General features: G+C 41.5%; 19 protein-coding genes. 12 read left to right on the forward strand and 7 right to left on the reverse strand.

Translation table 11 applies throughout. The features are described from left to right. Window positions 1-54: 54 nt before the first annotated feature. Both dnaJ and dnaK read right to left on the reverse strand, forming a co-directional pair. Window positions 55-1,191, reverse strand: coding sequence for a molecular chaperone DnaJ (dnaJ, locus tag ABMY45_RS09020; protein WP_138580617.1), 1,137 nt, complete (start codon window positions 1,189-1,191; stop codon window positions 55-57). A gap of 153 nt (window positions 1,192-1,344) precedes the next feature. Then, window positions 1,345-3,267 (reverse strand): molecular chaperone DnaK, encoded by a 1,923-nt coding sequence (gene dnaK, locus ABMY45_RS09025; protein WP_102058005.1) that lies wholly within the window; start codon window positions 3,265-3,267, stop codon window positions 1,345-1,347. A 262-nt stretch (window positions 3,268-3,529) separates the two neighbouring features. Between dnaK and ABMY45_RS09030 the strand changes: the two genes are divergently transcribed. The 4 genes from ABMY45_RS09030 to ABMY45_RS09045 are packed head-to-tail and all read left to right on the forward strand — an operon-like array spanning window position 3,530 to window position 7,809. Beyond that, window positions 3,530-4,324 (forward strand): thioesterase family protein, encoded by a 795-nt coding sequence (locus tag ABMY45_RS09030; RefSeq protein ID WP_349288777.1) that lies wholly within the window; start codon window positions 3,530-3,532, stop codon window positions 4,322-4,324. A 60-nt stretch (window positions 4,325-4,384) separates the two neighbouring features. Continuing rightward, window positions 4,385-5,578 (forward strand): PqiA/YebS family transporter subunit, encoded by a 1,194-nt coding sequence (locus ABMY45_RS09035; RefSeq protein ID WP_010605351.1) that lies wholly within the window; start codon window positions 4,385-4,387, stop codon window positions 5,576-5,578. Further along, window positions 5,575-7,230, forward strand: a complete 1,656-nt coding sequence (gene pqiB / locus ABMY45_RS09040; RefSeq protein WP_102058004.1) for an intermembrane transport protein PqiB — start codon at window positions 5,575-5,577, stop codon at window positions 7,228-7,230. Before ABMY45_RS09035 ends, pqiB begins: the two co-directional genes overlap by 4 nt. Then, window positions 7,231-7,809 carry an ABC-type transport auxiliary lipoprotein family protein gene (locus ABMY45_RS09045; protein WP_174169266.1) on the forward strand — a complete coding sequence of 193 codons (579 nt, stop codon included), beginning with the start codon at window positions 7,231-7,233 and terminating at the stop codon, window positions 7,807-7,809. Here ABMY45_RS09045 and ABMY45_RS09050 read toward each other — a convergent pair. Together ABMY45_RS09050 and ABMY45_RS09055 are read right to left on the reverse strand one after the other, a co-directional pair. Next, window positions 7,804-8,313: a GNAT family N-acetyltransferase gene (locus tag ABMY45_RS09050; protein ID WP_206471945.1), complete on the reverse strand. Its 510-nt coding sequence runs from the start codon at window positions 8,311-8,313 to the stop codon at window positions 7,804-7,806. The two genes, ABMY45_RS09045 and ABMY45_RS09050, sit on opposite strands and share 6 nt — an antisense overlap. 118 nt (window positions 8,314-8,431) lie before the next feature. After that, window positions 8,432-11,317 carry an insulinase family protein gene (locus ABMY45_RS09055; protein WP_174169268.1) on the reverse strand — a complete coding sequence of 962 codons (2,886 nt, stop codon included), beginning with the start codon at window positions 11,315-11,317 and terminating at the stop codon, window positions 8,432-8,434. A 117-nt stretch (window positions 11,318-11,434) separates the two neighbouring features. Between ABMY45_RS09055 and ABMY45_RS09060 the strand changes: the two genes are divergently transcribed. The 3 genes from ABMY45_RS09060 to ushA all read left to right on the forward strand — a co-directional run bounded on the left by ABMY45_RS09060 (window position 11,435) and on the right by ushA (window position 13,804). Further along, the gene (locus tag ABMY45_RS09060) at window positions 11,435-11,857 is read left to right on the forward strand and encodes an MAPEG family protein (protein ID WP_349288778.1); all 423 of its coding nucleotides are present in this window, start codon (window positions 11,435-11,437) and stop codon (window positions 11,855-11,857) included. 102 nt (window positions 11,858-11,959) lie between these two features. Beyond that, complete coding sequence (locus ABMY45_RS09065) at window positions 11,960-12,151, forward strand: hypothetical protein (protein WP_349288779.1); 192 nt, start codon at window positions 11,960-11,962, stop codon at window positions 12,149-12,151. A 63-nt stretch (window positions 12,152-12,214) separates the two neighbouring features. Further along, a complete protein-coding gene (gene ushA, locus ABMY45_RS09070) occupies window positions 12,215-13,804 on the forward strand; it encodes a bifunctional UDP-sugar hydrolase/5'-nucleotidase UshA (RefSeq protein ID WP_211865681.1) in 1,590 nt (529 codons plus the stop codon). A 50-nt stretch (window positions 13,805-13,854) separates the two neighbouring features. Here ushA and ABMY45_RS09075 read toward each other — a convergent pair whose 3' ends face one another. Together ABMY45_RS09075 and ABMY45_RS09080 are read right to left on the reverse strand one after the other, a co-directional pair. Then, window positions 13,855-14,781 carry a hypothetical protein gene (locus ABMY45_RS09075; protein WP_102058000.1) on the reverse strand — a complete coding sequence of 309 codons (927 nt, stop codon included), beginning with the start codon at window positions 14,779-14,781 and terminating at the stop codon, window positions 13,855-13,857. After that, a complete protein-coding gene (locus tag ABMY45_RS09080; RefSeq protein ID WP_010605342.1) occupies window positions 14,771-15,508 on the reverse strand; it encodes a PhnD/SsuA/transferrin family substrate-binding protein in 738 nt (245 codons plus the stop codon). The genes ABMY45_RS09075 and ABMY45_RS09080 overlap by 11 nt, the downstream gene beginning before the upstream one ends. A gap of 378 nt (window positions 15,509-15,886) precedes the next feature. On the opposite strand from ABMY45_RS09080, the gene ABMY45_RS09085 reads away from it, so the two are divergent. The 3 genes from ABMY45_RS09085 (at window position 15,887) to ABMY45_RS09095 (ending at window position 23,352) form a co-directional block, all read left to right on the forward strand. Then, window positions 15,887-16,747, forward strand: a complete 861-nt coding sequence (locus ABMY45_RS09085) for a S1/P1 nuclease (protein WP_010605341.1) — start codon at window positions 15,887-15,889, stop codon at window positions 16,745-16,747. Between the two features lie 36 nt (window positions 16,748-16,783). Then, entirely contained in the window at window positions 16,784-19,876 is a 3,093-nt protein-coding gene (locus ABMY45_RS09090; protein ID WP_349288780.1) for a TonB-dependent receptor, read from the forward strand. 197 nt (window positions 19,877-20,073) lie between these two features. Continuing rightward, the gene (locus ABMY45_RS09095; RefSeq protein ID WP_349288781.1) at window positions 20,074-23,352 is read left to right on the forward strand and encodes a TonB-dependent receptor; all 3,279 of its coding nucleotides are present in this window, start codon (window positions 20,074-20,076) and stop codon (window positions 23,350-23,352) included. Between the two features lie 57 nt (window positions 23,353-23,409). On the opposite strand, the gene ABMY45_RS09100 is transcribed toward ABMY45_RS09095, so the two are convergent. Next, window positions 23,410-23,880, reverse strand: coding sequence for a MarR family transcriptional regulator (locus ABMY45_RS09100; RefSeq protein WP_349288782.1), 471 nt, complete (start codon window positions 23,878-23,880; stop codon window positions 23,410-23,412). Window positions 23,881-23,992: 112 nt separating this feature from the next. Here ABMY45_RS09100 and hmgA point away from each other — a divergent pair, with 112 nt between their 5' ends. After that, the gene (gene hmgA, locus ABMY45_RS09105) at window positions 23,993-25,288 is read left to right on the forward strand and encodes a homogentisate 1,2-dioxygenase (RefSeq protein ID WP_010605337.1); all 1,296 of its coding nucleotides are present in this window, start codon (window positions 23,993-23,995) and stop codon (window positions 25,286-25,288) included. A gap of 8 nt (window positions 25,289-25,296) precedes the next feature. Then, the gene (gene maiA, locus ABMY45_RS09110; RefSeq protein ID WP_029215796.1) at window positions 25,297-25,923 is read left to right on the forward strand and encodes a maleylacetoacetate isomerase; all 627 of its coding nucleotides are present in this window, start codon (window positions 25,297-25,299) and stop codon (window positions 25,921-25,923) included. Window positions 25,924-25,943 lie beyond the last annotated feature (20 nt).

A 25,943-nucleotide genomic window follows, 5' to 3' on the forward strand; every position in this document is an offset into this window, starting at 1 on the left:
TCCGTCAAAACAAAAATGCCCGCTATCGCAGCGGGCATTTTCAATAAGCTTAAGTTACTTAGTTAAGTCATCAAAGAACTTCTTAACACCGTCAAAAAAGCCTTGTGCCTTAGGACGGTTCTTACCGTTGTTTTCACCCATAGACTCTTCAAACTCTTGCAGAAGCTCTTTTTGGCGCTCGTTTAAGTTTACTGGCGTCTCAAGGACAACTTTACAAATTAAGTCGCCTACTGCACCGCTACGCACAGATTTCACGCCTTTACCACGCATACGGAACATTTTGCCAGTTTGACTTTCCGATGGAATCTTCAGTTTTGCGCGGCCATCTAGGGTCGGCACTTCAATCTCACCACCGAGTGCTGCCGTTGTGAAGCTAATTGGCACTTCACAGTACAAATTGTTGCCGTCACGTACGAAGATTGGATGCTCTTTTACACTCACTTGTACGTACAGGTCGCCAGCTGGAGCACCATGCGCACCCGCTTCACCTTCGCCAGACAAACGTACTCTATCACCCGTATCAACCCCTGCAGGGATCTTAACGTTAAGTGTCTTCGTTTTCTCTACACGGCCTTGTCCGTGACAGCTGTTACATGGGTCTGAAATGATCTGACCTGTGCCCTGGCAAGTTGGACAAGTTTGCTGTACTGCAAAGAAGCCTTGGCGCATTTGTACTTGACCTGCACCATGACAGGTTGTACAAGTTTTAGGCTTAGAACCTGCTTTTGCACCACTGCCGTCACATGGTTTACAACTCACCCAAGTTGGTACTTGGATATCCACTTCCTTCCCACGTACAGCCTCTTCAAGACTTAACTCTAAGTTATATCTTAAATCTGCACCACGCTGTTGTCTTGATTGACGACGACCACCGCCACCACCAAAAATATCACCAAATACGTCCCCAAAAATATCGCCGAAGTCGCCAGCGCCGCCAAATCCACCATGACCAGCACCACCACCTTGTTCGAAAGCTGCATGGCCGTATTGATCATACATCTGGCGTTTTTGACTATCAGTCAATATCTCGTAAGCTTCTTTTACTTCTTTGAATTTCGCTTCGAGTTCAGCGTTACCAGCAGTACGATCAGGGTGATATTTCATTGCAAGGCGTTTATACGCCTTTTTAATGTCACGTTCACTGGCGTCTCTCGCAACACCTAATACTTCATAATAGTCAGGTTTAGACATTTTTATCACACTACTCTTTCTTGGCAACTTACATCGTTGCAAACTCTGCCGAGCCCTGTCACTCGCAAATTAATGCCAGACAACAGTCTAATTTATAAACACGTAGGGCGCGACAAGCCATACAGCCAGCGCGCCCTCACTCAAGACCTACAATTACTTGTCGTCTTTAACTTCTTCAAATTCAGCGTCAACTACGTCGTCGTCTTTTTTCGCTGAACCTTGTTGGGCACCTGCGTCACCGCCAGCTTGTTGAGCTTGCGCTTTTGCTTGAGCGATTTCCATAAGCTTTTGCGATTTCTCTGCTAGTGCTTGTGTCTTAGCATCAATTTCGTCTTTGCTATCACTCTTGATTGCTGCTTCTAGCTCGCCAAGTGCAGCTTCAATTGCTGTCTTGTCATCAGCTGGAAGGTCGTCACCCGCTTCTTCAACTTGCTTGCGTGTAGCATGAACAAGTGCATCAGCTTGGTTACGAGCGCCAACTAGTTCTTCAAACTTTTTATCTTCTTCTGCGTTTGCTTCTGCATCACGTACCATTTTTTCAACTTCATCGTCGCTTAGACCTGAAGAAGCTTGGATTGTGATCTTCTGCTCTTTACCTGTGTCCTTGTCTTTCGCAGACACATGTAAGATACCATCAGCATCCACATCAAAAGTAACTTCGATTTGTGGCACACCGCGCTGCGCTGGGCGAATACCTTCTAGGTTGAATTGACCTAGAGACTTGTTATCGCTTGAACGCTTACGCTCACCCTGTAGTACGTGAATTGTTACTGCAGACTGATTGTCTTCTGCTGTCGAGAAAGTTTGCGACTTCTTGGTTGGAATAGTCGTGTTTTTCTCAATTAACGCAGTCATTACCTGACCCATAGTCTCAATACCTAGAGACAGAGGACAAACGTCAAGTAGTAGTACGTCTTTCACGTCACCCGCAAGTACACCACCTTGAACCGCCGCACCAACGGCTACCGCTTCATCAGGGTTAACGTCTTTACGTGGCTCTTTGCCAAAGAATTCAGCTACTGTTTTCTGTACCAGTGGCATACGTGTTTGACCACCAACTAGGATGATGTCATTTACGTCGTTTACAGAAAGGTCTGCATCAGCAAGTGCACGTTTTAGTGGCTCGATTGATTGCGCAACTAAGTCTTCAACTAGTGACTCAAGTTTTGCACGAGTTAGCTTAACGTTCATGTGCTTAGGACCTGTTGCATCAGCAGTAACGTAAGGTAGATTTACCTCAGTTTGCTGTGCTGAAGACAACTCGATCTTCGCTTTCTCAGCCGCTTCCTTAACACGCTGCATCGCTAGCGGGTCGGTTTTTAGGTCGATGCCTTGGTCTTTCTTAAATTCTGCAACTAGGTAGTTGATAACGCGGTTATCAAAGTCTTCACCACCTAGGTGAGTGTCACCGTTAGTTGCTAGTACTTCAAAGGTGTGCTCGCCTTCAACTTCATCAATCTCGATGATTGAGATATCGAATGTACCACCACCTAAGTCGTATACTGCAACAACGTTGTCGCCTTGCTTCTTATCCATGCCGTAGGCAAGTGCTGCTGCTGTCGGCTCATTGATAATACGCTTAACTTCAAGACCTGCGATACGACCAGCATCTTTTGTTGCTTGACGCTGTGAATCGTTGAAATATGCAGGAACTGTAATAACTGCTTCAGTTACTGGCTCACCAAGGAAATCTTCAGCTGTTTTCTTCATTTTCTTAAGAACTTCAGCTGAGATCTGAGGTGCAGCTCTTTTCTCCCCACGTACTTCAACCCAAGCGTCGCCGTTGTCCGCTTTTACGATGTTGAAAGGCATGATGCTAAGGTCACGCTGTACTTCTTCATCTTCAAAACGACGACCAATTAGACGCTTGATAGCATAAAGTGTGTTTTTAGGGTTAGTCACGGCCTGGCGTTTTGCTGGCTGACCTACTAGTGTTTCACCATCATCTGTAAATGCAATAACAGAAGGAGTTGTGCGGTCGCCCTCAGCATTTTCAATAACGCGCGGCTTGTCACCATCAAGTACCGCTACGCAAGAGTTAGTAGTACCTAAATCGATTCCAATAATTTTACCCATGAATCATCTCCGACTTCAAAATTCGTTGTTCAGTTAGTTGATTTGATAAATAAGGTCACCGATTTGTAATTCAAGCGTCACAACTAAAAAAAAATGAAAAAATTTGAAATTTTTTTGCTTTTCGAACGTTTCGGTCAAAAAATCACCCTTAATTGCTTATTTTGAAACAAGTGAAGAATAAAATACGATGTATTTGACGCTTGATTACCTGGTTAGACCAGTTATGCTAAATGCAACATAATAAATAATGAGAAATGACAACATGACATTTGATGAAATTATTCAGTCGGAGTATTTACAGCAAGCGCAAACACAAATGACGTTTCCTGCAAGTTGGTGTCAAGGCCGCACTGCGTTTGGCGGATTGTCTGCGGCAATCGCGGTGCAAAGCATGAAGCATCAACTGACAGAGCCTCGTCGACTGCTCTCTGTGAGCGTAAATTTTGTCGGCCCACTGCTAGAAGGCGCACCATTTACCGTTGCAACAACCATTTTGCGTAGCGGCAAAAATGCAACCCAAATGCAAACTCAACTGATCCAGTCAGGCGAAGTTTGTCTTATTGCTATCGGGTGCTTTGGCAAGGATAGAGAATCTGCTATCCAAGTTGCAAATGCGGATAGCCCTACTCTTTCAGATGTCAATCCAAAGGCTGTTCTTCCATATCAAGAAGGTGTGATGCCTGCATTTTTCCAACATGTCGCGCTCAATGCTCAGCAAGGCGCTTTGCCATTTTCCGGCGCACCATCTTCAAATCTGGGTGGCTGGATGCGATTTAAAGCACAAACTACATCGGTAAACGAACTACATACACTGGCACTTGCTGACTCATGGCCGCCAACGTTACTCCAGATGTGTAAAGCACCAAGCCCCGCTAGCAGTATGTCTTGGTACATAGAATTTTTGTGTGATATTTCACTCGACTCAGAGTCTTGGCTTGGCTTTGAAGCCGTGACTCACCATAGCCAAAATGGTTATGGTATTGAAGATGCAAAAATTTGGTCACAAAATGGCAAGCTGCTCGCCCTAAGTCGCCAAACCGTCGCGGTATTTGATTAACATTGATAAATTTGGGCGCATCAAGCAAACTAGCATAAAAGGAAATCAACGGATTTTTATGTGATTACAGCTTGCCCTGAATGCGATACGCTTGTTGAAATAGACGCTATCGAGTCCCAAAAGCGTGCGGTGTGCCCAAACTGTCGGTGCGTGTTGTGTCATGTACAAGGACACCAAAACCAATTAGTACAAGCCTTCAGCTTTTCTGCGTTACTATTTTTATTCGCAAGCTTATTTCCAGACTTTATCTCCTACACACAACACGGTATCACTCAAGTTGTAAGCCTCTGGCAAGCACTCATATTGTTAGCTGAGCATTACAGCTATTTTCTCGCTGGATTATTTGCCTTCACTATTTTAGTCATGCCTGTTGCCGTATGCTCATTGCTACTGCTTGCACACACCGAGTATTGGCAAATCATCAATGCGCACAATGCTCGGCATTTAGCAAAATTACTCTCAGCACTAAAACCACTTAATCTCACCGATATATTTTTAGTAGCCGTGCTCGTAAGCGCTTTTAAATTAATGTCTTTCGCTGAATTGGAAATGGGCCTTGGATTTTGGGCCTATATTTTGTTCGTTTTGTGTTTTATTGAAGCCCTCTCACTTTTTGATCACGAGTATATGTGGCGTAATCAGACTCAATGTAATCGTCACTTGGCCGAACCAAAGAATTTATCTACCACGCTAAAACGTTGCAAGGTTTGTGGCTTTTTAGGTGAAGGCGAAAAGTGCCAGCGTTGCTACGCCAAACTAAAATACCGCAAATCTCAATCAACGCAAAAAAGCTTAGCTTGGATGCTCACCAGCGTCGTGCTACTTGTACCTGCTAATTTTCTGCCCATCATGGATACCATCAGTCTTGGGCTTCATACTCCTGCAACGATTTTTTCCGGCGTTCAAGTGCTTTGGGAAGCCGGCTCTTATCCCGTAGCAACACTTATTTTTCTCGCAAGTATATGTATTCCTATCGCAAAAGCGTTACTATTGAGTTACTTACTAATACGAGTTAAGAAGCCCAAAGACCCAATCACAGCAACAAAAGTGTACCGCTTGCTCGAATTTATTGGTCGCTGGTCGATGATAGATGTGTTTGTGGTGATAATCTTAGTGTCTTTGGTACAACTTGGTACGGTGCTAAATGTCGAGCCGGAAATTGGTATCGTGTTTTTTACTTTGATGGTGCTTTGCCAAATTGCAGCCGTTAATAGTTTTGATCCGAGATTATTGTGGGATAAAAATAGTCAATGACTACTCAAGCCGATATAGAAGACAAACCAAAATTTTCAGTGATTTGGATTATTCCAATTATCGCGTTGCTCATCACAGGCTGGATGTTATATCAACATCAGGCAAATAAAGGCCACACTATTTTTATAAAAATGACTGACGCAGATGGCATAATTGCAGGCAAAACTGAGGTGAGAGTAAAAAGCGTTAAGGTCGGGTTAGTCGAGTCATTAAAGCTTGAATTAGCGCAAAATGCAGTGGTTGCGAAAGTTAGGATTTTACAGCCCTATCGTGATTTATTAGCTGAAGATTCATCGTTTTGGGTAGTTAAACCTCGAATTGACGAATCCGGAATATCAGGCATGAATACACTACTCTCTGGAGTGTATATAGAGCTATCCCCCGGTGAAGCGAAAGCACGTTCGAGCATATTCACCTTAATGGATGAACCTGCATTAATCGGCTCAGAAGTGCAAGGAAAACGCTATCAACTCGTGGCTTCAGATGCTGAAGTGTTAGACGTTGGCTCCAGTATATTTTTCCGCAACTATAAAGTGGGTCAAGTTGAGTCTGCACATTTTAGCGTCGAAAGCTTAAAAATGGAGTACGGTATTTTTATCTATTCTCCATACGATACGCTTATCACAGACAACGCTATTTTTTGGATTAGTTCCGGCATTGATTTTAAGCTGTCAACGGAAGGTGTTGAAGTGTCGACAGGATCTCTTGCCAAAATGGTTAAAGGCGGAATTTCTGTAGACTATCCACCAACCATGCCAAGTGGCAAAGAAGCACTCGAAAATAAAACCTTCGCCTTGCACAAAAATTTCGCAATGGCCTTAGAGCAACGCTTTGATCACTTCGATTATTATCTTATTGAGTTTGAGCAATCAATTCGAGGACTTCGAGCTGGTGCACCAATCGAATACCGCGGGATGCGGATTGGCACAATAGAGCAGGTACCAGCGACTGGTGTTAGCGATGATAGACCTTTATACTTTCAACAAAATAACACCTCTGTGCCTGTATTGGTTAAAATTGAGTACGGACGCATTTACGAAGATGCGCAACTTGCTCAAACATATTGGTCAGAAAACATAGACAAATGGATTAGTAACGGCCTTAGGGCGTCACTAAAAAGTGGCAATTTATTAACAGGTGCGGTATATATAGAGTTAGACTTTTATCCAAGTGCAGAAGTCGTTAGTTCAAACAAAACGACTATTTACCCGGTATTACCCAGCGTTCCGAGCGGTATTACAGCACTTTCTGAACAGGTCACAAGCTTACTGAACAAGTTAAATGGGTTACCTCTTGAAACAACTGTTAAGGAACTAGAAGGCGCCCTTCAGCAACACAGGTTACTAGCAATGGAAATGAATCAACTCGTAGAGTCTATCAATAACAACAAGATAACAGACAAGGTTGGCGGCAATTTAACGAACTTAAAAGATACATTAAGCCAGCTCACATCAAGCTTAAAGCAATTTGAACAAACTATGACGCAGTACCAAAAAGGCTCAGGTGTCATGGATCAACTTAGTAATACCCTTGAGGAGCTTGAAAGCCTGTCCAATCGCTTAAAGCCTATTTCTAAAGGGCTGAATGAGCAGCCGAATATGCTTATTTTTAATAAAGAAAGTGGCGCGGATCCGCTCCCAAGGAAAAAATAAATGAAGACTGGCTCTGTGATATTTTTGCTTCTATTTTGTTTAACAGGATGTATAACTAATCCATCCCAACCGGTTAGTTATTATCAGTTAGAAGCAAATAATGTCGCAGGCGAAAAGCAAGTTGAGCTCAATCGTGTACTACTGATTGATAAAGTGCAGTTAATCGAACTGTTTGATCAACAAGCCTTGGTGCAATTTCAGCGAGACAATAGAGTAAACATCGCTAATTTCCATTTTTGGGCCCAACCCCCCGCCGATATGTTGACATGGAACTTAGTAAACGCACTAAATGGAACCAACAAAGCTACTGCAATTAAAAGCGATAAATTTTATCGCAATGCGCAAGAGCACCAACGCCTCGTTGTAGAAATTAATGAGTTTGCAGGGCACTTTGAAAAAGGTGCTGTGATGAGCGGGACTTGGTATCTTTATCAATACACAAAAGGGAGCTATCAACTAACTCAAGTGCAACCATTCCAATTTGAAACAGCTCTTGATCAGGATGGCTTTAGCGCTCTGGTTGCGGCACATCAGAGAAACTTTACTCAACTAACGACACAAATAAGTCAACAATTATAATTGACAATCAAACACCACCACAGGTGTTAAATCGTTATCAATTATTATTTTACCAATACGACTAAATCCCACTTTGTAAAGCAGGCTTATGCTAGCTGCATTACTTTCTAGCGCGATAGCGCTCAGCTTAGGGTGATTCCCTTCTGATTTAACATATTGCATTAGCAATTTGGCAGCCTCGGAAGCATAACCCTTCCCAGTAAAATCATCTAAAAACGCGTAACCTAAGTCTGGAATATTAAAAAAAGGTCTTTGATATAAGCCACAGACTCCGATGCTCGTATTGCTACTAAGTTCAGCAACAACGTAAGGCGCTGGCGTACCGATTTGATAAGGAATTAGGTAAGCTTGCTCGATATGCTCCTCAGCTTGCTTTTGTGTTTTTATGCCTTTATCCCGAATGTTATCGATAAAACTTTTTTGATTCAAAAGCCTGAGTAAAAACCCCGCATCATTTAAATTTGCCTTTCTTAAAAAGATCTTTTCTCCCGTCACAATCACCATCTAGTCTCCGAAAATACTGTAATTAATTTCCGTTTATACTTTAGCATTTGCAAAAGCTAATAAAAAAGCTGGGAAACGAATTTTCCCAGCTTTTAATCATCACTGAAATACCGACTGATTATTGTTGGAATTTCACGTTTTTATACATCTGTTCAACTGAATCCAGCTTAGTTTGCTTCGGTAGATCTGCAAACGGTTCAGCTTGGAACTTGGCGCCACGTAATTGAATATTTAATCTAGCAGCATCGGTGTTCATTACAGTTTGCTGATAGTACGCTTTAATATCTTCTAATGTGACCGCTTCAACTGCAGCAATTAGCTTAGCTTCGGAGTCAAACGCCATATTTTCTTTGAACCAATCGCCCAATAACGGTTGTAGTTCTTCAGAAAGATTTTTTGGCTCTTCGGTTAATGAGACTAACACTGCATTTTTTAACTGCTCGAACGTTGCCTGATCTAACGCTGCTAAGTCTTTAGCATATTCATCTTTATACGCGTCAAAGCGAGCTTGCATACTCTTAGCATCTTTTACCGGTGTTTGAATATAGAAGCCTAGCGCTGAATATTCGTCAATAGCAACGCTGGTTGCACCAACCGCATACGCTAACTGCTCTTCGGTTCTCAGACGTTCAAATGCCGCTGTTCTTAAGTGCCCTTGAAGCACCATCGCCGCCGCCTTTTGTGCATAACCTTTGACTGGGTGCACTGCAAAATCGATTACGGCAACATCAGCAACGTCAATGTCTTGCTGCCATACGATTGTCTGCTTTTGCTCTGGCTGCCAATATTTAGCTCGCGCGTACTTGGTCACTTTTTGGCGTTTAGGCAACGCATTATCAAGCGTCTCTTTTACTGTTTGCAAGTCCGTTTTATCGTAGTTGCCATAAGCAAAAACGCGAACTTGGTTATTCGTTAAAATTTGATTTTGCACTTTATCTAGATCGGCCAAAGTCAAAGACTTAGCTGCTGATATCAATGCAGAATCATCATAGCTTCCTGAACGGATAAGTTTTTGATATACACCAAAAGCTTGTCTGAATGGGAATTCTTTTTCTTGGTTTTTAATGCCACGCACGTAACGATCAACAGCCTGATCAAATGCGCGTTTATTCGTTTCTACACGAACACCTGAGAGCGCATCTTTTAGCAATAATGCTTGTTTATCAGTAAAACCTGAAATATCTAGCATTACCCCATTTGCTGGGGTCAAGCCAAGGTGCATACCAGCGATACTCGCTTCCGTCATCAGTTTTGCTTTATCCAGCCGGTATAGATCGGCCCAAATCGACAGTGCAACCTCAGTTTTGATGTCTTTTAATGCACTTGGGTTATTCAAGTAGATTTTCAGACTGCCTTTAGGCTGCTGGTAGAAGCGCTCACTCGCGGCATGCCAAACCGTTACCCCATCAGTATCAATAACCTTCTGAACGCCCTTTTTCGCATCATCCGCAGATGTTTTCAGTGCGAAGTTTTCAGGTAGCAAGGTATTTACACTAGGAAGTGCTAAATCGAAATTTGCCTCTTCTTTCCATTTATCAAAATCGCTACGCTTTAAGTCTACGATCTGATATTCACCATCATAGAAGTGCAGTTTTGCGTCGGTAGGCTCACCTTTACTGATATACCATACCCGCATTTGCTCAGGTGTAAGTTGCTTCAAGACAGCCTTAACTGCATCAGCATCAAACTGCGCGTAGTAGTAGCTTGCATTGATAGCATGGTTCATTGGGTAATGCTGCATGCTATCTGCAAGGTTACTAACGTAACCAAACTCATCGCCTTTTTCTAAAAACCTAAATTGATTATTTAGCGACGTTTGGATTTCCTTGAAGTAACGGCTATCGACTCCTTTATCACGGATCATATCGATATAATCCAGTACTGTACCTGTGATTAACTCACGTTGCTTTAGGCCTTCATCGGTTAGCTGAATATCAATCTGCAACGTCCCGTAGTTGCCATAACTATTTGGAGTCGCGAATGCACTTAACGATGAGATTAAACCTTTATCTTTTAGAACTTGAGCGGGGCTACCCGCCATTTCATTACTTAGCAGATAAGTAATGAAATAGTTCGGCTTAACCGCAAACGCATTGGCGTTGTTCTTGATAGTAAAATCAAGCTGTAGAGTCTTTACGTCTTCATTCGGTTTATAATGGACCAACTTTTGTCCAACATTATCGAAGTTAAGCGATTGCTTGACCTGTGGCTTCTCGATGTTCTTATTCTTAATTGTCGTAAAGTGCTTTTTCGCTTTTACCACCATCTGCTCAATCGGCTCATTAGAAATCATGGCTAACTTCATGATATTCGCAGAGTAGTACTTATCATAGAAAGCAACAGTCTCTTGATGTAGCTTGCTTCCTTCTTTATCCCCTAACGTTTCTAGATTACCTATAAGGAAACGGTTAGCAGGATGTTCTCCCATCATGTTTCGTGCAAGTTTAAATTGACCAAAAAAGTCCATTTCACGACGCATAGACCACTCAGCATTCACTGCATTTTTTTCTTTTTCCGTGTACTCAGGGTAGAGCTTTGGAGATTTAAAGAAATCGGAGAACCTGTCTAACGCCTCGTCATAGGCATCATTGTTCACTTTGAACATATAATTGGTAATATCCAACCAAGTATAAGCATTGTGTGCCCCACCGTTTTTGGTCATGAACTCAGAATAACCTTTGCTGTCTGGATACTTTTCTGTGCCAAGGAACAACATATGTTCAAGATAATGCGCCATGCCCTGCTGTGACATCGGATCGTGTAGTAGACCAACGCCAACACTCAGCGCGGCCGCTGATTTCGATACAGATGGATCTGATACCAAAATAACTTCAATGCCATTTTCTAAGGTTAACGTTTGATATTGCCTATCATCATTAGGACTTACAACCAGTTGCTCTGAAAGAAGATTCTCAGTCGTGCCTGAATGATTAAGTGAAGAAGTTGTACCACATCCAGTCAAAACTGCTAAGGTAAGTGTGCTAATTGCGAATAGCTTTTTCATAAAACAATCCATTATTGTGATAATTACTTTTTGGAACCAGACTATCATCGTCATTCAACTAAGCTTTTGCAATATAGAAATTTTTTGTTTTGTAACACTTCGTAAACTGAGGAGCCTATGCCAACATCCACTTATTTACTGCTCGCCGCACTATTTTTACAAACTCTGCTGACCATAGTCATCATGGTCATTATGGGTAAACGTCGATTTAAAGCGGCACGAGAAAAACAGATCCAGTTTGATCAGTTCAAAACCATGGCGCTCGACAATGCGCCTGAAAAAGTCATTCTGGCTTCCCGAAACTTTACCAATCAGTTCGAAATTCCCATGTTGTTTTTTGTTGTTTCTCTCGCCGCACTCGCAATGAAGCTTGTCACCTTGTGGTTCAGCATTTTCGCCTTACTGTTTGTAATTAGCCGTATTGCACATGCCTATGTTCATATCGGCAGTAATCATATTAGAACGCGTTTTCGCCTCTACCTTGCTGGATGTGCGTTCATTGTGTTGCAGTGGATCATATTACTTTTAACACTTATATAACCAAAAACGATAAAAATGCCATCCGTTTTAACTAATTGTTCTTTAATCTCTGAGTCAATTTGTTAGCATGGCGATGGCAAAAAGAACAACAGGGGCACATAAATGAAACAGGATAATGATATCTGCGATTTTGGACTTCATGCTGGAGAACCGTACTCCACGCTGCCAGCTAGCTTTTTAAACTGGATGATAGAAACAGACCATGCAAAATGTGAGTTAGCAAAGTTTGAACTGGACAGAAGAGTATCTGCGGTGACACAAAACGCCAGAAAATATAGCAATTTTGAGTGTTAGCACTATTAAAATAATTATAATGATCTAGAATACGCGCATAATTTATCAAATAGCTTCTAAATTATGCGCAACTTACTTATTCTTTCAACGGCTTTGCTATTATCAGCATGCCATTTTTCCTCTCCTAAGCAGTCGCAACAAGCAGAATACCTAACCGTATTACACACCAACGATAATCATGGTCGTTTTTGGCAAAATGAAAAAGGTGAATATGGTATGGCTGCCAGAAAAACCTTAATTGACCAATTAAAGAGCGATGCCGAAAAAGCAGGACATGCCGTTATATTGCTTTCTGGAGGCGATATAAACACCGGTGTACCAGAATCTGATTTACAGTTTGCCGAACCTGATTTTAAGGGAATGAGTAAACTCGGTTACGATGCCATGGCAATTGGTAACCATGAATTTGATAACACTCGAGATGTACTAGCCAAACAAATTGAGTGGGCAAGCTTCCCAGTACTGTCAGCAAATATTCTTGATAATACAAATCAAATGCCAGCATACGAGCCTTACACAATTATTGAACGTGCAGGATTGACCATTGCTGTCCTTGGGCTTACGACAATTGATACTGTTAAAATTGCCAATCCAAAACATGTTCATGGCCTTACTTTTATTGAGCCTTTAACAGCCACAGAAAACTGGGTTCCTAAGATCAAGGCCAAATATCACCCAGATGTGATGATTGCTGTCACACATATGGGCCACTATCACGGTGCTAATCATGGTATCAATGCGCCCGGTGATGTAACACTTGCGCGCCGACTTCCTAAAGGTATGCTTGATTTGATAGTCGGTGGACATTCTCAAGAACCTGTCTGTGTCGACGACAATGGTAACGAGGATACGTCATTCGCTCCTGGTAAAACATGTAAACCAGATAATCAAAATGGTGTTTGGATTATGCAAGCACATGAGTGGGGTAAGTATGTGGGTAAAGCCGTATTTAGAATTGATGGTGATACAAAAACCTTGATTAGCTATAACTTAATCCCTGTAAACTTAAAAGATAAAGCTGGCTCTGTGATTGGTGAAACGATTCAAGAAGATCCGCAAATGCTTGCTTTTTTGAAGCCTTTTCAAGAAAAAGGACAAGCTCAAATTGCTGGTGCAGTAGGATACGTTGATAGTTTTTTAGATGGTCGTCGCAGTACAGTGAGATTTAAGCAAAGCAACCTCGCAGATCTTATCATTAATGCGCAAATGGCAGCTGTCGAAGCTGACTTTGGCATTATCAGCGGCGGCGGGATCCGAGATAGCATAGAACAAGGTGATGTCAGCTACAAAGATGTACTGAAAGTTCACCCTTTTAAAAATCGTATTACTTACATAGACTGGAAGGCCAGAGATCTTATTAATTACTTAAACATTGTTGCTAAATTCCCGCCTGACTCTGGTGCTTACTTACAGTTCCACCATATTAAGTTTGATATCAAGAATGATAAGGTAACCAATATTAGCATTGCGGGCGAGCCATTAACCAACGATAAGACCTATCGTATGAGTGTGAATAGCTATAATGCATCTGGTGGTGATGGCTATCCAAAGATTAATCATCTTCCTGAATATACTGCTACAGATCTAACTGATGCACAGGTTCTAAAAGATTACTTCCAAAAGAATAGTCCAATAAAAGCTATCGATTTATAGAAAGACAATCCAGTAAAGCGGTGTGACTCACCGCTTTACTGACACCTGCTCTATTTACCAATAATATCAACATCAGACTTTTTCACTCCGCTCAGTCCATAACTATGTAATTTGGAACGAGACCCTTCTCCGTGTGCTTTTGGCGGATAAAACAGCACCTTTTTTTCTGGGAATGCGTCTAATACTTCGTCTAGTGCAGCTCTAATTTCACTTAGTGTTTTTTCTAAACTATTGGTGAAGTTTGGCCGTTTTCTTATAGTATGACCAAGCTCAACTAAACGATAAAAGTATTTATCCGCGAGATCCAATAACTCTTTTGGCATCTCTTTGTTTTGGTTGAGAATAGTGTCAGGGTTTACCTCGCAAAACTCAACAAGTGCCAAATAAAAGCATAATGGTTTATTGGCTAATTGAACACTGACTAATTTGTTTCTATTCGTTGTTACTGTTTTTGAGTACAAATCAATAACAAGCTTAAATTCCGGCAACTTCTCTAGTGTTTGATTTGAACTTACTTTTGCATCAATACCTTTTCTTCTCACCCAGTTGAACACCGCAACGCCGATAAGCGCCATAATCAGAGGAAAAATATAGGTAAATTTCGGTTTGGAGTCGTCTAATGACACCGCTACATAGAAATTTCTGTGTGGCGCAGACAATGTTAGCACTTCACTTTTTTCACCTTCACCTGCCCCAGACGTATTAATGTCAAGAACAGTTAAACGGGCACCTTGAGCGCCTAGCGCAGCATTGAGTGAGTTTATATATTCTCTTAACTCAGTTTCATTACCTGCATAATGTAGAAAAGGATCTGCGACAGGTAAACGATTCATATCAATAGCAACGCGAAGCGCAACCGCTTCTTTTTGTTGCTTCAAAACCCGCTTAGTTTCAATACTTTGAGAAATGTAGAAAATGCCGCTAAACAATAACGCCAAAGCAATAAAAACGGATATATTGCGCTGGCTAACGTCCATCTGCTTCTCCGATAAAGCCATAAGGTGAGGCTTCACATTGCCAGTATCGATCTACCTTATCAAAGTAACTCGATGTTCTTAATTGAGCGACTTGGTTAATAATTCCCTGCATTGCACAAGCTAGATCAGTGTTATTGTTGTTCATCTTTAAATACCATTTACTGCCGCTAACATTATTTGCAATTGGCGTAATGTAATTCTTCGAAAACCGCAACTCGTCTTCTTCGGACCAATAGGAGGCAATAATATCAACTTCACCAGCAGCTAGACGATCGCGGAGCGCTTGATGCGAGCTTAAATAGGTAATATCGAGCGCATTAATATCGATATCTAACTCTTTAAACGCACTTTTTGGTAATATGTGACCAGAGCGACTTGTTGGATAGTCAAGCAAACCTATTTTTTTATCTAAGAAATAAGATTTAGATAATTTGGGTTTTTCTGTGTTTGAGATAAAAAAGGCGGAATAAGCCGGGTACCCTATAACAGGCTTATAACTATGCGTTGATTCAGCCATCAAAGCCGACATGATATTGTCTTTTGTTAAAATAAGATCGGCAATTCCCTTAGCTAAAAACTCTATTTGCTCAGCGAGGCTTCCTCCCCAATACACTTTCACCTGCCCATATTGTCTAGTGACCACTTCATCTTCACACGCTCTAACTAAAACGTCTAACGCGAGACTTTTAATCGGAACATGTATTTTTAAAGTGTTGATATTGGACACTGAACGCGTTTTGCAAGTATTTGAGTACTGGACAACGGGATCAAGAATAAGAGGCTTTGCCGATATTAATCGAGCCCCTAAAATCCAGCACAATAATGCGCTTATAAACAACAAAGATACAATTGTTGATTTACTAGTCAAAATGTTACTATGTATCACTAATTGGAATAACCTATCCTTTCTTGACCGCTATTAGATCAATTTTCTTTACTCATTGCAATAGGTAATTTTACTAATAAATCATAAAACCATGAATTTATTACTTTATTGACAGGAAATTATGAATCTTATTGAGTCCTTTTATTTTGTTGAAAAATACGGACAATTGGCCTCACTTTTCGGTTGGGAAGATTGTTCCCTTTTCTACAAGAGATACAAATGTTACGTAAAAGCTTGTCATTACTTTTCGCTGTAGGGATGACTATAACGACGTCAAGTGCACATGCCTGGGGTCAAAATGGTCATAGGATCATTGGCGAATTGGCGGAGGCGCATTTAACCGATCAGACTCGCGTTGCGATTCAACCGTTATTAGAAGGTGATTCTCTGGCTGAGATTTCAACTTGGGCAGATGAGATGCGTTCGGATCCAAGCACATTTTGGCGTAAACAATCTTCAAAGTGGCATTACATCAATATCGACAACCCAAAGGCAATGCACGAGCATGTTCATGCCGATTTGAATGACAAAGAAAAAGTAAAACACATCCTAGACGGTATCTACTACTCCATCAATACACTGAAGTCAGAATCTAAGTCAATCGATGAAAAGCGTTTTGCATTTCGTTTCCTAGTTCACCTTGTAGGTGACAGCCACCAACCATTTCACGCAGGTCGCGGTAAAGACCGTGGTGGTAACATGATTAAAGTAAAGTTTTTTGGCAGTGATTCAAACTTACACAGCACTTGGGACACCAAATTAATCGAAAATGAAAATCTTTCATTTACAGAATTTACACGTTTTATTCAAACCACAAATAATGAAATAATTGCTGAATACTTAGATAGCTCGCCAGCAGATTGGTTGCTTGAGTCAAATAATATTGCTGAAAAAGTTTATAACAGCAATGAAACTGAAATAAGTTACGGTTACATTTATAAATATATGCCAACAGTTAAATTTAGGCTGCAACAAGGTGGCATTAGATTAGCCGGCCTATTAAACCAAATTTTCGATAAGGACTCGCAGCCATTAAAAGAAGCATTAAAAAAGACTTCTAATACTGCGAATATAAAATAACTTTAGTAAGTTCTGAAATATACGGGAAACAACAAAATGAATACTCTTTTACGCAAAACTTCGCTGTCTCTTGCTATTGCAGCAAGTTTAGCTGCAAGCGGCTTTGCACACGCAAACGACACAGCTTCTAGCTTAAAAGGTCAAGTAGTAGGTCCTATGGGTAATCCTGCTGCTGGTACAAAAATAACAATTATTCATACCCCTTCAGGCTCCGTAAAAACAGCCACAGTGAATGAAAGCGGTGTATTCTCTGCAAAAGGCCTTCGCGTTGGTGGCCCATACCAAATTATAATTGACTCTGATAAATTTGAAGATACTAGAGTTGATGATGTTTATTTATCTTTAGGTAAAACATACCCAGTTTCAGTTCAACTGCAATCACTACAAGACATTGAGCAAATAGTGGTAACTGGCCGTCCTTTAACTGCACAGTCTGGTGGAACAGGCCCCGCATCTCACTTTTCTCTGGCTGAATTACAAAATAAGCCTGCAATTAACCGCGATTTGAAAGATATTGTACGTACTGACCCTCGAATCTACGTAGACGAAAGCAGTTCAGGCGCTATTTTATGTGCGGGAGGTAACCCTCGGTTCAACAGCTTAACTGTTGATGGTATGCGAATGAACGATAACTTTGGCTTAAATAGCAATGGTTACCCAACTGAGCGGATGCCTTTTTCTTTTGATTCTATTGATCAAGTTGCTGTAGAACTTGCCCCATTCGATGTTCAATACGGTGGCTTTACTTCGTGTAACATCAATGCCGTAACAAAATCAGGTACAAACACATTAACGGGCGGTCTATTTTTTGACTATACCAGTGATTCGCTATCTGGTGATAAAATTGATGGTCAAAAGCAAAATATCGGCGATTATGACGAGAAACGCTACGGTTTTAACGTTGGCCTACCGCTGATTAAAGACTCTCTGTTCCTATTTACCAGCTATGAAAAGTTGGAAGGATCAGAGATCTTCGAATACACACCATTTGCAAATGGAAAAATCAGTCAGGCGAGCATTGACCGTATTACTGCAATAACGCAAGAAAAATATGGTTATGATGCAGGCGGTATGATCCCAAGTATGCCTGTAGAAGATGAAAAACTATTAGTAAAACTAGACTGGAACATCAACGACGATCATCGTGCAAGCTTCGTATATAACTATAACGATGGCTTTTCTTTGTCTCAATCTGATTCTGGTTCTGACAGGCTATCTTTATCGAACCACTTCTATGAACGTGGCGCAGAGCTCAACTCTTTTGTTACTTCAATCTATTCGGATTGGAGCGATGTGTTTTCGACTGAAGTCCGTATTGGTTATTCAGAGCTTGATAACAGTCAATTATCACTAGATCAAGCATCTGGTTTTGGCGAGTTTCAAGTAAATGTTGATGATGTCACTGTTTATTTAGGTCCGGACGACTCTCGTCAAGCAAACAAATTAAAGTACGATAACCTTTCTCTGAAACTTGCAGGTACCTATTACCTTGATGAGCATGAGCTATATTTTGGATATGAACGTGAAGAACTCGACGTATTCAATATGTTCGTGCAACACAACGAAGGTGAATATCGCTTTAGCAGTATTGAAGATCTCAGTAATGGCATTGCGCGCGTTTACTATGGCAATGCTTCATCACATAACCCTGAAGATGCAGCTGGTGAATTTAAGTACGCACTAAATACGTTGTACTTCCAAGATAAGTTCGACTTTATCGATTACGATATGACCATCACGGCAGGCGTTCGTTATGACTGGTATACCAGTGATGACGTACCAGCATATAATCCAAACTTTGAACAGCGCTTTGGCTTTTCAAACCAACAAAATCTGGATGGCGTTGACCTATTACAACCGCGTTTAGGTGTTAACTGGACTTACAATGACCAGCTAGAATTGCGTGGTGGTATAGGCCTTTACTCTGGTGGTAACCCAAATGTATGGATCTCAAACAGCTATTCAAACGATGGTATTCGTAACATCCAAACAGACAAGAAAAACCTTCAGTTGCTAGGCCCAAATGCAATTGCGTTTGTTGGCGACGGTAAAGCTGGTTTCGATATTCCTAAAGAATTATACGATACTATCTCTGCGGGTGGAGCTGATGATAGTACTAACGTAACTGACCCTGATTTTGAAATTCCTTCAGAGTGGAAGCTTTCACTAGGTGCAACTTATGTTACTGAATCTGATTATGTATTCAGTGTTGACTACTTATATACAGATAAACAAGATTCAGCAGTTATCAAGAATATCACATTGGCATCTGATGAAACTGCACCCGATGGCCGTCCAATTTACAACGATAATCTTCATTCTCGCGAATCAGACTTAATGCTAACCAATGTGTCCGGTGATGATGGTTATAGCCATGTTCTATCTTTTGGCATGAACAAGTCATTTGATAATGGTATAGATTTAGCGCTTTCTTATGCATACACCGTTGCAAAAGATGTGCATCCAATGGGTAGCTCTGTCGCGTTTTCGAACTATCACAGAATAGCAACTGCGGATCCGCAAAACCCAGAAGTCGCGACTTCAGATTACGAAGTACCACATCGCGCAACAATGTCTCTATCGTATAAAACTGAACTATTTGATGGCTTAGAAACTCGCTTTAGCCTATTCGGACAGGCAAGTATGACAAACCCTTATTCATACACGTTTGATAACACGGGTATGTTTGGTTACGCTGACGAAAAACGCGACTTGTTGTACGTCCCAAGTGAAGGTGATCAACGAGTGGTCTTCGGTGAAGATTTCGATAAATCTGCGTTTGACTCTTGGGTTAATCGTGAGGGCCTTTCACGCGGTCAAATTCAAGACCGTAACTCGCAAGACGGCGAGTGGTTTGTTACTTTCGATTTAAAAGTTGAACAAGAGTTTGCCGGTTTTGCTGATGGACATAAAGGTTCTGCATTCTTCGTAATAAAGAATGTTGGCAATCTACTTAACGATGACTGGGGCACTTTAGAGCGTGGTACCTCAATGCAAAACGCAGTGACAGCATCTATCAATGACAACGGTCAATATGTGTTTGAGAAGTTCAACAACCCTTCAGGCACTGACTTTGAAATTAAACCATCGTTATATGAAATCCGTTTTGGCGTTAAATATAACTTCTAGATGATAAGTCTTGGTTGAATTTATCACTTTTACGACACGGCTACCTTCTATAGAAGCTAGCCGTGCTACGTCGTAAACCAGCAGATGATTGTGCTTTATAAATTAATCAACATAGTTAGAGAACAGGAGTACTAGATGCTGTTTAAACACATCTAAAAATCTGACTCTCATAATCTACTTACACGGGAAATGAAACAATGAAAAACGTTCGCTTAACTAGAGTGGCCGGCGCACTTGCATTAGCTCTTGGGGTATCAGTCAGCGCATACGCTGCAGATACATCGTCTGCAATGCGCGGTAAGATCACCACCCCAACCGGTGAAGCAGCTGCAAATGTTAAAGTTACAGTTATTCACGAACCAACTGGTACTATAAGCACATTCACTACTAATGAATCTGGTGCTTTCATCGCAAAAGGTCTTCGCGTTGGCGGACCTTACAGAGTAGTACTTGACTCTGACAAATATTCAGATGCCCAACTTGACAATATCTATCTTGAGTTAGGCGACACTCACCGTATCAATAATCAACTTCAACCATTACAGCAAATCGAAAAAATTGAAGTTACAGGCTATAAGCTGGTACAACAAGCTGGTGGTTCAAGCAGCGTATTTGGTGCTGATACCATTGAAAATGCACCTAGTTTCAATAATGACATCAAAGACATTGCGCGCTTAAATCCGCTTGCCAGCATCAATGGAAATGGTGAACTCACGATTGCGGGTAATAACCCGAGAACGAATGGCTTAACCGTTGACGGTATCGGCCAAAATGATGACTTTGGCCTCAACTTTGGCGGTTACCCAACAGCACAACCACCTGTGGCACTTGATGCAATTGAGCAGATCTCAGTTGATACCTCACCTTTTTCTGCTAAAAAAGGTAACTTTGGTGGTGGTACAATCAATGCGGTTACTAAGTCCGGCTCTAATGAATATACTTTCACAGGCTTCTATGAGACAAGTACACCAAGCCTTGCAGGTAAGTTAGATAATATTTCCGACGCCAAATATAAAGAAGATGTTAAAGACGCTGATGGTAATGTAATCCACCGTGCTGGCTCAAATATTCTTGATGAAGATGGTCATAAGACTTTCGAAGTTGCAAGCACAGACCCTATCATTACCGAAAAGCGTTTGGGCTTTAGCACCGGTGGTGCGATTATCAAAGACAAGTTATTTTACTTTGTTAACTACAACTCTTGGAAACAAGAGATGGATATGGACTACGGCTTTGATGGTTCAGGTACAGCGCATGAATTTGATGTGAGTGAAAATGACTACAATAAATTCATCACTACATTAAACAGCGTATATGGTATCGAAGATGGATTTGGTGGTAACCCAGAAGACACCAGCGATAGCGTGTTAATTAAGCTTAGCTGGAACATTTCCGATCTGCATCGTGCTGACTTTACTTACCAATGGCAAGATGAAGAAGATGCAAGAGGTTTTTCGACCGGTGGTGAGATGGTATCAATGGCATCGAGCCGCTACACATACACAACCAAGTTCGATAATTTTGCCGCTAAATTGTATTCAGATTGGTCTGATGAGTTTTCGACAGAAATTGGTCTTGCTTACAAAAATGTAACTAATGACAGCGTAACAAACTCAGATTTAGGTACCATTAAAGTGTACTTGAATGGCGACCGTGGCGCAGGCTTCCAATTCGGCCGCGATGTATACCGTCATGCCAACGAATCTGAAACTGAAACCTTTGCGTTTACACTTGATGCCACTTACTTAATGGGTGACCATGAGATTAACTTTGGTGGTCAATATGAGAGCAAACGTCTTTACAACCTATTTGGCGAAGACTCAAGAGGTAGCTGGACGTTTGGTAGTATCGAAGACTTTGAAAATAAGAAATTATTTTTAAATAGATACGATGACTACAAGTTCTCTTACACTAACGCTTATACTAACAATGTCAACGACTTAGCTTATGACGCAACACGTGAGCAGCTTGCACTTTACGTTGAAGATAAGTTCTATCTGACTGATGACCTTGAAGTGACTGCAGGCCTTCGTTATGAGCGTTTATCTTCAAGTGACAAACCAACATTAAATACTGCTTTCCAAGAAACGTATGGTTATACAAACCAAGAAAACTTGGATGGTGCTGACATTTTCCTACCACGTATTGGCTTTAAATACTATGCTACTGAGTCATTAACAATTAATGGTGGTGTTGGTCGCTTCCACGGCGGTATTCCAAATGTTTGGTTTAACAACCCATTCCAAAAAGACGGCTTAACACAAGTTGATGCGACACAAGACGCTATCAATAATTACTTTGCAGGCGTAGATCAAGTTGATTTCACTCGCGTGCCTCAGCAAATTCAAGATTCTTTACAGCAAGGTGCTGGCAGCACAGCTTATACGGATCCTAATTTCAAGCTACCATCAAGCATTCGTGCACAGGTTGGGTTTGAATACGAATTTGATTCTGAACTGCTAGGTGACGGCTTCAAGTGGACTGCTGAACTTGCTTACCACAACAAGCAAGACGAAGCGGTATGGCATAACACTTCTATTACGCCAAAGCTTGATGAAAACGGTAACATCGTGCGCTCTGCAACTGGTCGAATCATCTATGATAACAAGTACTCTGGTGAGCTTAGAGATAACTATGACATCATGATGACCAATGCTGATGAAGACGCACGTTCTATTATTTTAAGCACCGCAATTGCTAAAGAGTGGGATAACGGTCTTTACGTTTCTGCAAGTTACACGAATCAAGATGTTGAAGATGTATCACCTGGTAGCGCTTCTCAAGCAGATGGTAACTACAAACACGCAACTACGCACAGCCGTAATGTTGACCTAGTAGGTCGTGGTCACTACGAAGTAGAACATAGCTTCAAGATTAACTTGCGCTACACTACTGAATTCTTTGACGGTTATGCGTCGAAGTTTAACGTGTTCTTTGAACGTCGATCTGGCCGTCCATTTAGCTACACAATGGGTTCATACAATGATTATGACTTGGGAGATACCCGTGACTTTGCAGGCACATCTGCATACCTAGCGTACATCCCATCTGGTCCTGATGATGCGAATGTAAACTGGGAACAGTCAGATTTATCTTGGAATCAGCTAGAAGCCTTACTTAACCGTGCAGGCATAACTGAGCGTGGACAACTATTAGACCGCAATACGGGAACTCAGCCTTGGGTTACCACTATGGATGTTAGCTTTAAACAAGAAATCCCAGGTTTCTATAAAGAGCATAAAGGCGAACTTTACTTTATGATCGAAAACTTCGCTAACCTACTTAATAGTGACTGGGGTGTAGAGAAGAAGCTAAGTTACTCTGACCAAGCCGTTTATGACTTCGGCGGTTTAGATGACGATGGCAAGCTAATCATCGAGCCACGCTACAACGGTGCTGATGTTCGCAATTACTCGACTATCGATAAAGGCGCGTCAGCATGGCAAGCTAAAATTGGTATTCGTTACACATTCTAATATCTAACACGTAATTAGATAATCTCCCAAAGGCCAACGATCGTTGGCCTTTTTTCATTAATCAGCATTGCTGGTATCACAGTTTGCTAGTCTATTTTGAAGCGTCATTAACAGCCCAATAAAATTTTCTTTCTGCTCATCGCTAAAACAACTAAGTAACTCAGCTTCCCATGCCAATGCAAGCGGCGTTAATGCTTGATAAAGCACTCTTCCTTGCTCTGTCACCGCAATAGTTTTTGCACGTTTATCACTTGGACTCACTAACATCTCGATCAACTCTCTGTCTTGTAACTGCTTAATTGCTCTTGAAACGGTTGATTTATCCATGCTTGCCAATTCGCATATGTGCTTTGCAGTAAGCCCCTCCGTCTGTATTGCGTGAGATAATACTCGCCATTGTGGCTGCGTTAATTCCCCCTTTTGTTCGTAGACGTGCGCAAAGTCATTGCTCACTTTTGTTGACAGTGAAACAAGTTGATATGGCAAAAATTCGTTTATATTCAGCAGTTTTTTATCAGTTTTAGACATTATTTCACACTCCCAACTGTCACTATTACTTTACAGAGCGACTAGATGACAAACATTGAAAATACTCTCACATGAGAGTATCTTACTATAAAACACAAAGGAGTCGAGACACATGAGCCAAGAACTTCAATATTTAACTGGATTTGGTAATCAATTTGAAAGTGAAGCACTGCCGGGCGCTTTGCCTATTGGTCAGTTTTCACCGCAAAAAGTAAAATACGACCTTTATGCGGAGCAATATAACACCACCGCTTTTACAGCGCCTCGTGCTGATAATCGTAGAAATTGGTTCTACCGTATTCGCCCTTCTGTTTTACAAGGTGAATATGAAGCGATGGATAATGGCCTATTGCGCACGGCACCAATAACTGAAGCCGTTTCCCCCCCTTCTATGTTGCGCTGGAGCCCTATCGATATACCACACGAAAAAACAGACTTTATCGATGGCTTAGTGACGATGGCAGCTAACGGCAGTGCCAATGGCCAAAGCGGGATTGGTATTCATGTATATGTTGCTAACGCATCAATGGAAGGTCGTTACTTCTATAATGCGGATGGCGAGCTGTTATTCGTCCCACAGCAAGGCGAACTCATTTTACACACAGAGTGTGGAAAACTCGCAATTAAACCAGGTGAGATTGCCGTTATCCCTCGAGGTATCAAATTCAGTGTAGAGCTTTTAAGCGATACGGTGCGTGGTTATATTTGTGAAAACTACGGACACCCTTATATATTGCCTGAGCGAGGCCCTGTTGGGGCGAATGGCTATACCAACGAACGTGACTTTCAATACCCGGTTGCCGCCTTTGAGGACAAAGAAGGTGATTTTGAACTCGTTGCAAAGTTTAATGGTAATTTGTTCCGCTGTGAGATTGGCCACTCACCACTTGATGTGGTTGCATGGACAGGTAATAGCGCCCCATACAAATATGATTTAGCACGATTTAACGTAATGAACACCGTAAGCTTTGATCACCCAGATCCGTCAATCTTTACTGTACTGACTTCTCCATCAGGCACGCCAGGTGTTGCAAACGTAGACTTTGTGATCTTCCCACCGCGCTGGATGGTGGCAGAAAATACATTCCGTCCGCCTTATTATCACCGTAATATCATGAGTGAGTTTATGGGCTTAATTGAAGGGGTATACGACGCCAAAGAACATGGTTTTGTGCCAGGTGGCATGAGTCTACACAACTGTATGTCTCCTCATGGGCCAGAAGCTGATGTATTTGAAAAGGCGAGCAACGCAGAGCTTGCACCACAGCGCTATGAAAACACACTCGCGTTTATGTTTGAGTCACGTTACATTATCTCTCCAACTAAGTATGCTTTAGAAGGCAAAGCACGTCAGCCTAACTATGCTGATTGCTGGAAAGGCATTAAAAAGTACTTTAAAGGAGCATAAAGATTATGTTGAAACTCTATACTTATTTTCGCTCATCTGCAGCCTACCGTGTGCGTATTGCTTTAAATCTTAAAGGATTAGAGCATGAATTAGTCCCTGTAAACTTGCTTAAATCGGAGCAAAACGGCGAGGCATATTTAAGTAAAAATGGTCAAGGATTGCTACCGGCGCTTGAAACTGAGCATGGCGTTCTTGCACAATCTTTAGCGATATTAGAGTGGCTAGAAGAAACCCAAACAGGCCAAGCATTGCTACCACAAGATCCTTGGCAAAAAGCGCAGGTAAGAAACTTTTGCTACGCCATCGCCTGTGATATCCACCCTATCGATAACTTGCGTGTACTTAAATATCTCTCAAGTGAGCTAGGTGCATCTGATGAGCAAAAAAATGAGTGGTATCGCCATTGGGTTATCGAAGGCTTTAAAAAGCTCGAGCCTATGATAGGCGACGGTCAATTTTGCTTTGGCACGGAGCCCACACTTGCGGATGTTTGTTTAGTACCACAAGTGTTTAATGCCCTGCGTTTTAAAGTTGATATGACTGCATTTCCTAAGATCAGTCGAGTGTACGAATATTGTAATACGCTTGATGCGTTTTCTGATGCGGCGCCTGAAAATCAATTAGACGCACAATAAGGCTAGTAAACGATAAGCCA

Origin of the sequence: Pseudoalteromonas sp. XMcav11-Q (assembly GCF_040104525.1) — a bacterium.
Classification (GTDB): domain Bacteria; phylum Pseudomonadota; class Gammaproteobacteria; order Enterobacterales; family Alteromonadaceae; genus Pseudoalteromonas.

What these genes read in the sequence shown, in the direction of transcription:
- dnaJ (WP_138580617.1), bottom strand. Translation starts at nt 1,191, where the DNA reads ATGTCTAAACCTGACTATTATGAAGTATTAGGTGTTGCGAGAGACGCC.
- dnaK (WP_102058005.1), bottom strand. Translation starts at nt 3,267, where the DNA reads ATGGGTAAAATTATTGGAATCGATTTAGGTACTACTAACTCTTGCGTA.
- ABMY45_RS09030 (WP_349288777.1), top strand. Translation starts at nt 3,530, where the DNA reads ATGACATTTGATGAAATTATTCAGTCGGAGTATTTACAGCAAGCGCAA.
- pqiB (WP_102058004.1), top strand. Translation starts at nt 5,575, where the DNA reads ATGACTACTCAAGCCGATATAGAAGACAAACCAAAATTTTCAGTGATT.
- ABMY45_RS09045 (WP_174169266.1), top strand. Translation starts at nt 7,231, where the DNA reads ATGAAGACTGGCTCTGTGATATTTTTGCTTCTATTTTGTTTAACAGGA.
- ABMY45_RS09050 (WP_206471945.1), bottom strand. Translation starts at nt 8,313, where the DNA reads ATGGTGATTGTGACGGGAGAAAAGATCTTTTTAAGAAAGGCAAATTTA.
- ABMY45_RS09055 (WP_174169268.1), bottom strand. Translation starts at nt 11,317, where the DNA reads ATGAAAAAGCTATTCGCAATTAGCACACTTACCTTAGCAGTTTTGACT.
- ABMY45_RS09060 (WP_349288778.1), top strand. Translation starts at nt 11,435, where the DNA reads ATGCCAACATCCACTTATTTACTGCTCGCCGCACTATTTTTACAAACT.
- ABMY45_RS09065 (WP_349288779.1), top strand. Translation starts at nt 11,960, where the DNA reads ATGAAACAGGATAATGATATCTGCGATTTTGGACTTCATGCTGGAGAA.
- ushA (WP_211865681.1), top strand. Translation starts at nt 12,215, where the DNA reads ATGCGCAACTTACTTATTCTTTCAACGGCTTTGCTATTATCAGCATGC.
- ABMY45_RS09075 (WP_102058000.1), bottom strand. Translation starts at nt 14,781, where the DNA reads ATGGACGTTAGCCAGCGCAATATATCCGTTTTTATTGCTTTGGCGTTA.
- ABMY45_RS09085 (WP_010605341.1), top strand. Translation starts at nt 15,887, where the DNA reads ATGTTACGTAAAAGCTTGTCATTACTTTTCGCTGTAGGGATGACTATA.
- ABMY45_RS09090 (WP_349288780.1), top strand. Translation starts at nt 16,784, where the DNA reads ATGAATACTCTTTTACGCAAAACTTCGCTGTCTCTTGCTATTGCAGCA.
- ABMY45_RS09095 (WP_349288781.1), top strand. Translation starts at nt 20,074, where the DNA reads ATGAAAAACGTTCGCTTAACTAGAGTGGCCGGCGCACTTGCATTAGCT.
- ABMY45_RS09100 (WP_349288782.1), bottom strand. Translation starts at nt 23,880, where the DNA reads ATGTCTAAAACTGATAAAAAACTGCTGAATATAAACGAATTTTTGCCA.
- hmgA (WP_010605337.1), top strand. Translation starts at nt 23,993, where the DNA reads ATGAGCCAAGAACTTCAATATTTAACTGGATTTGGTAATCAATTTGAA.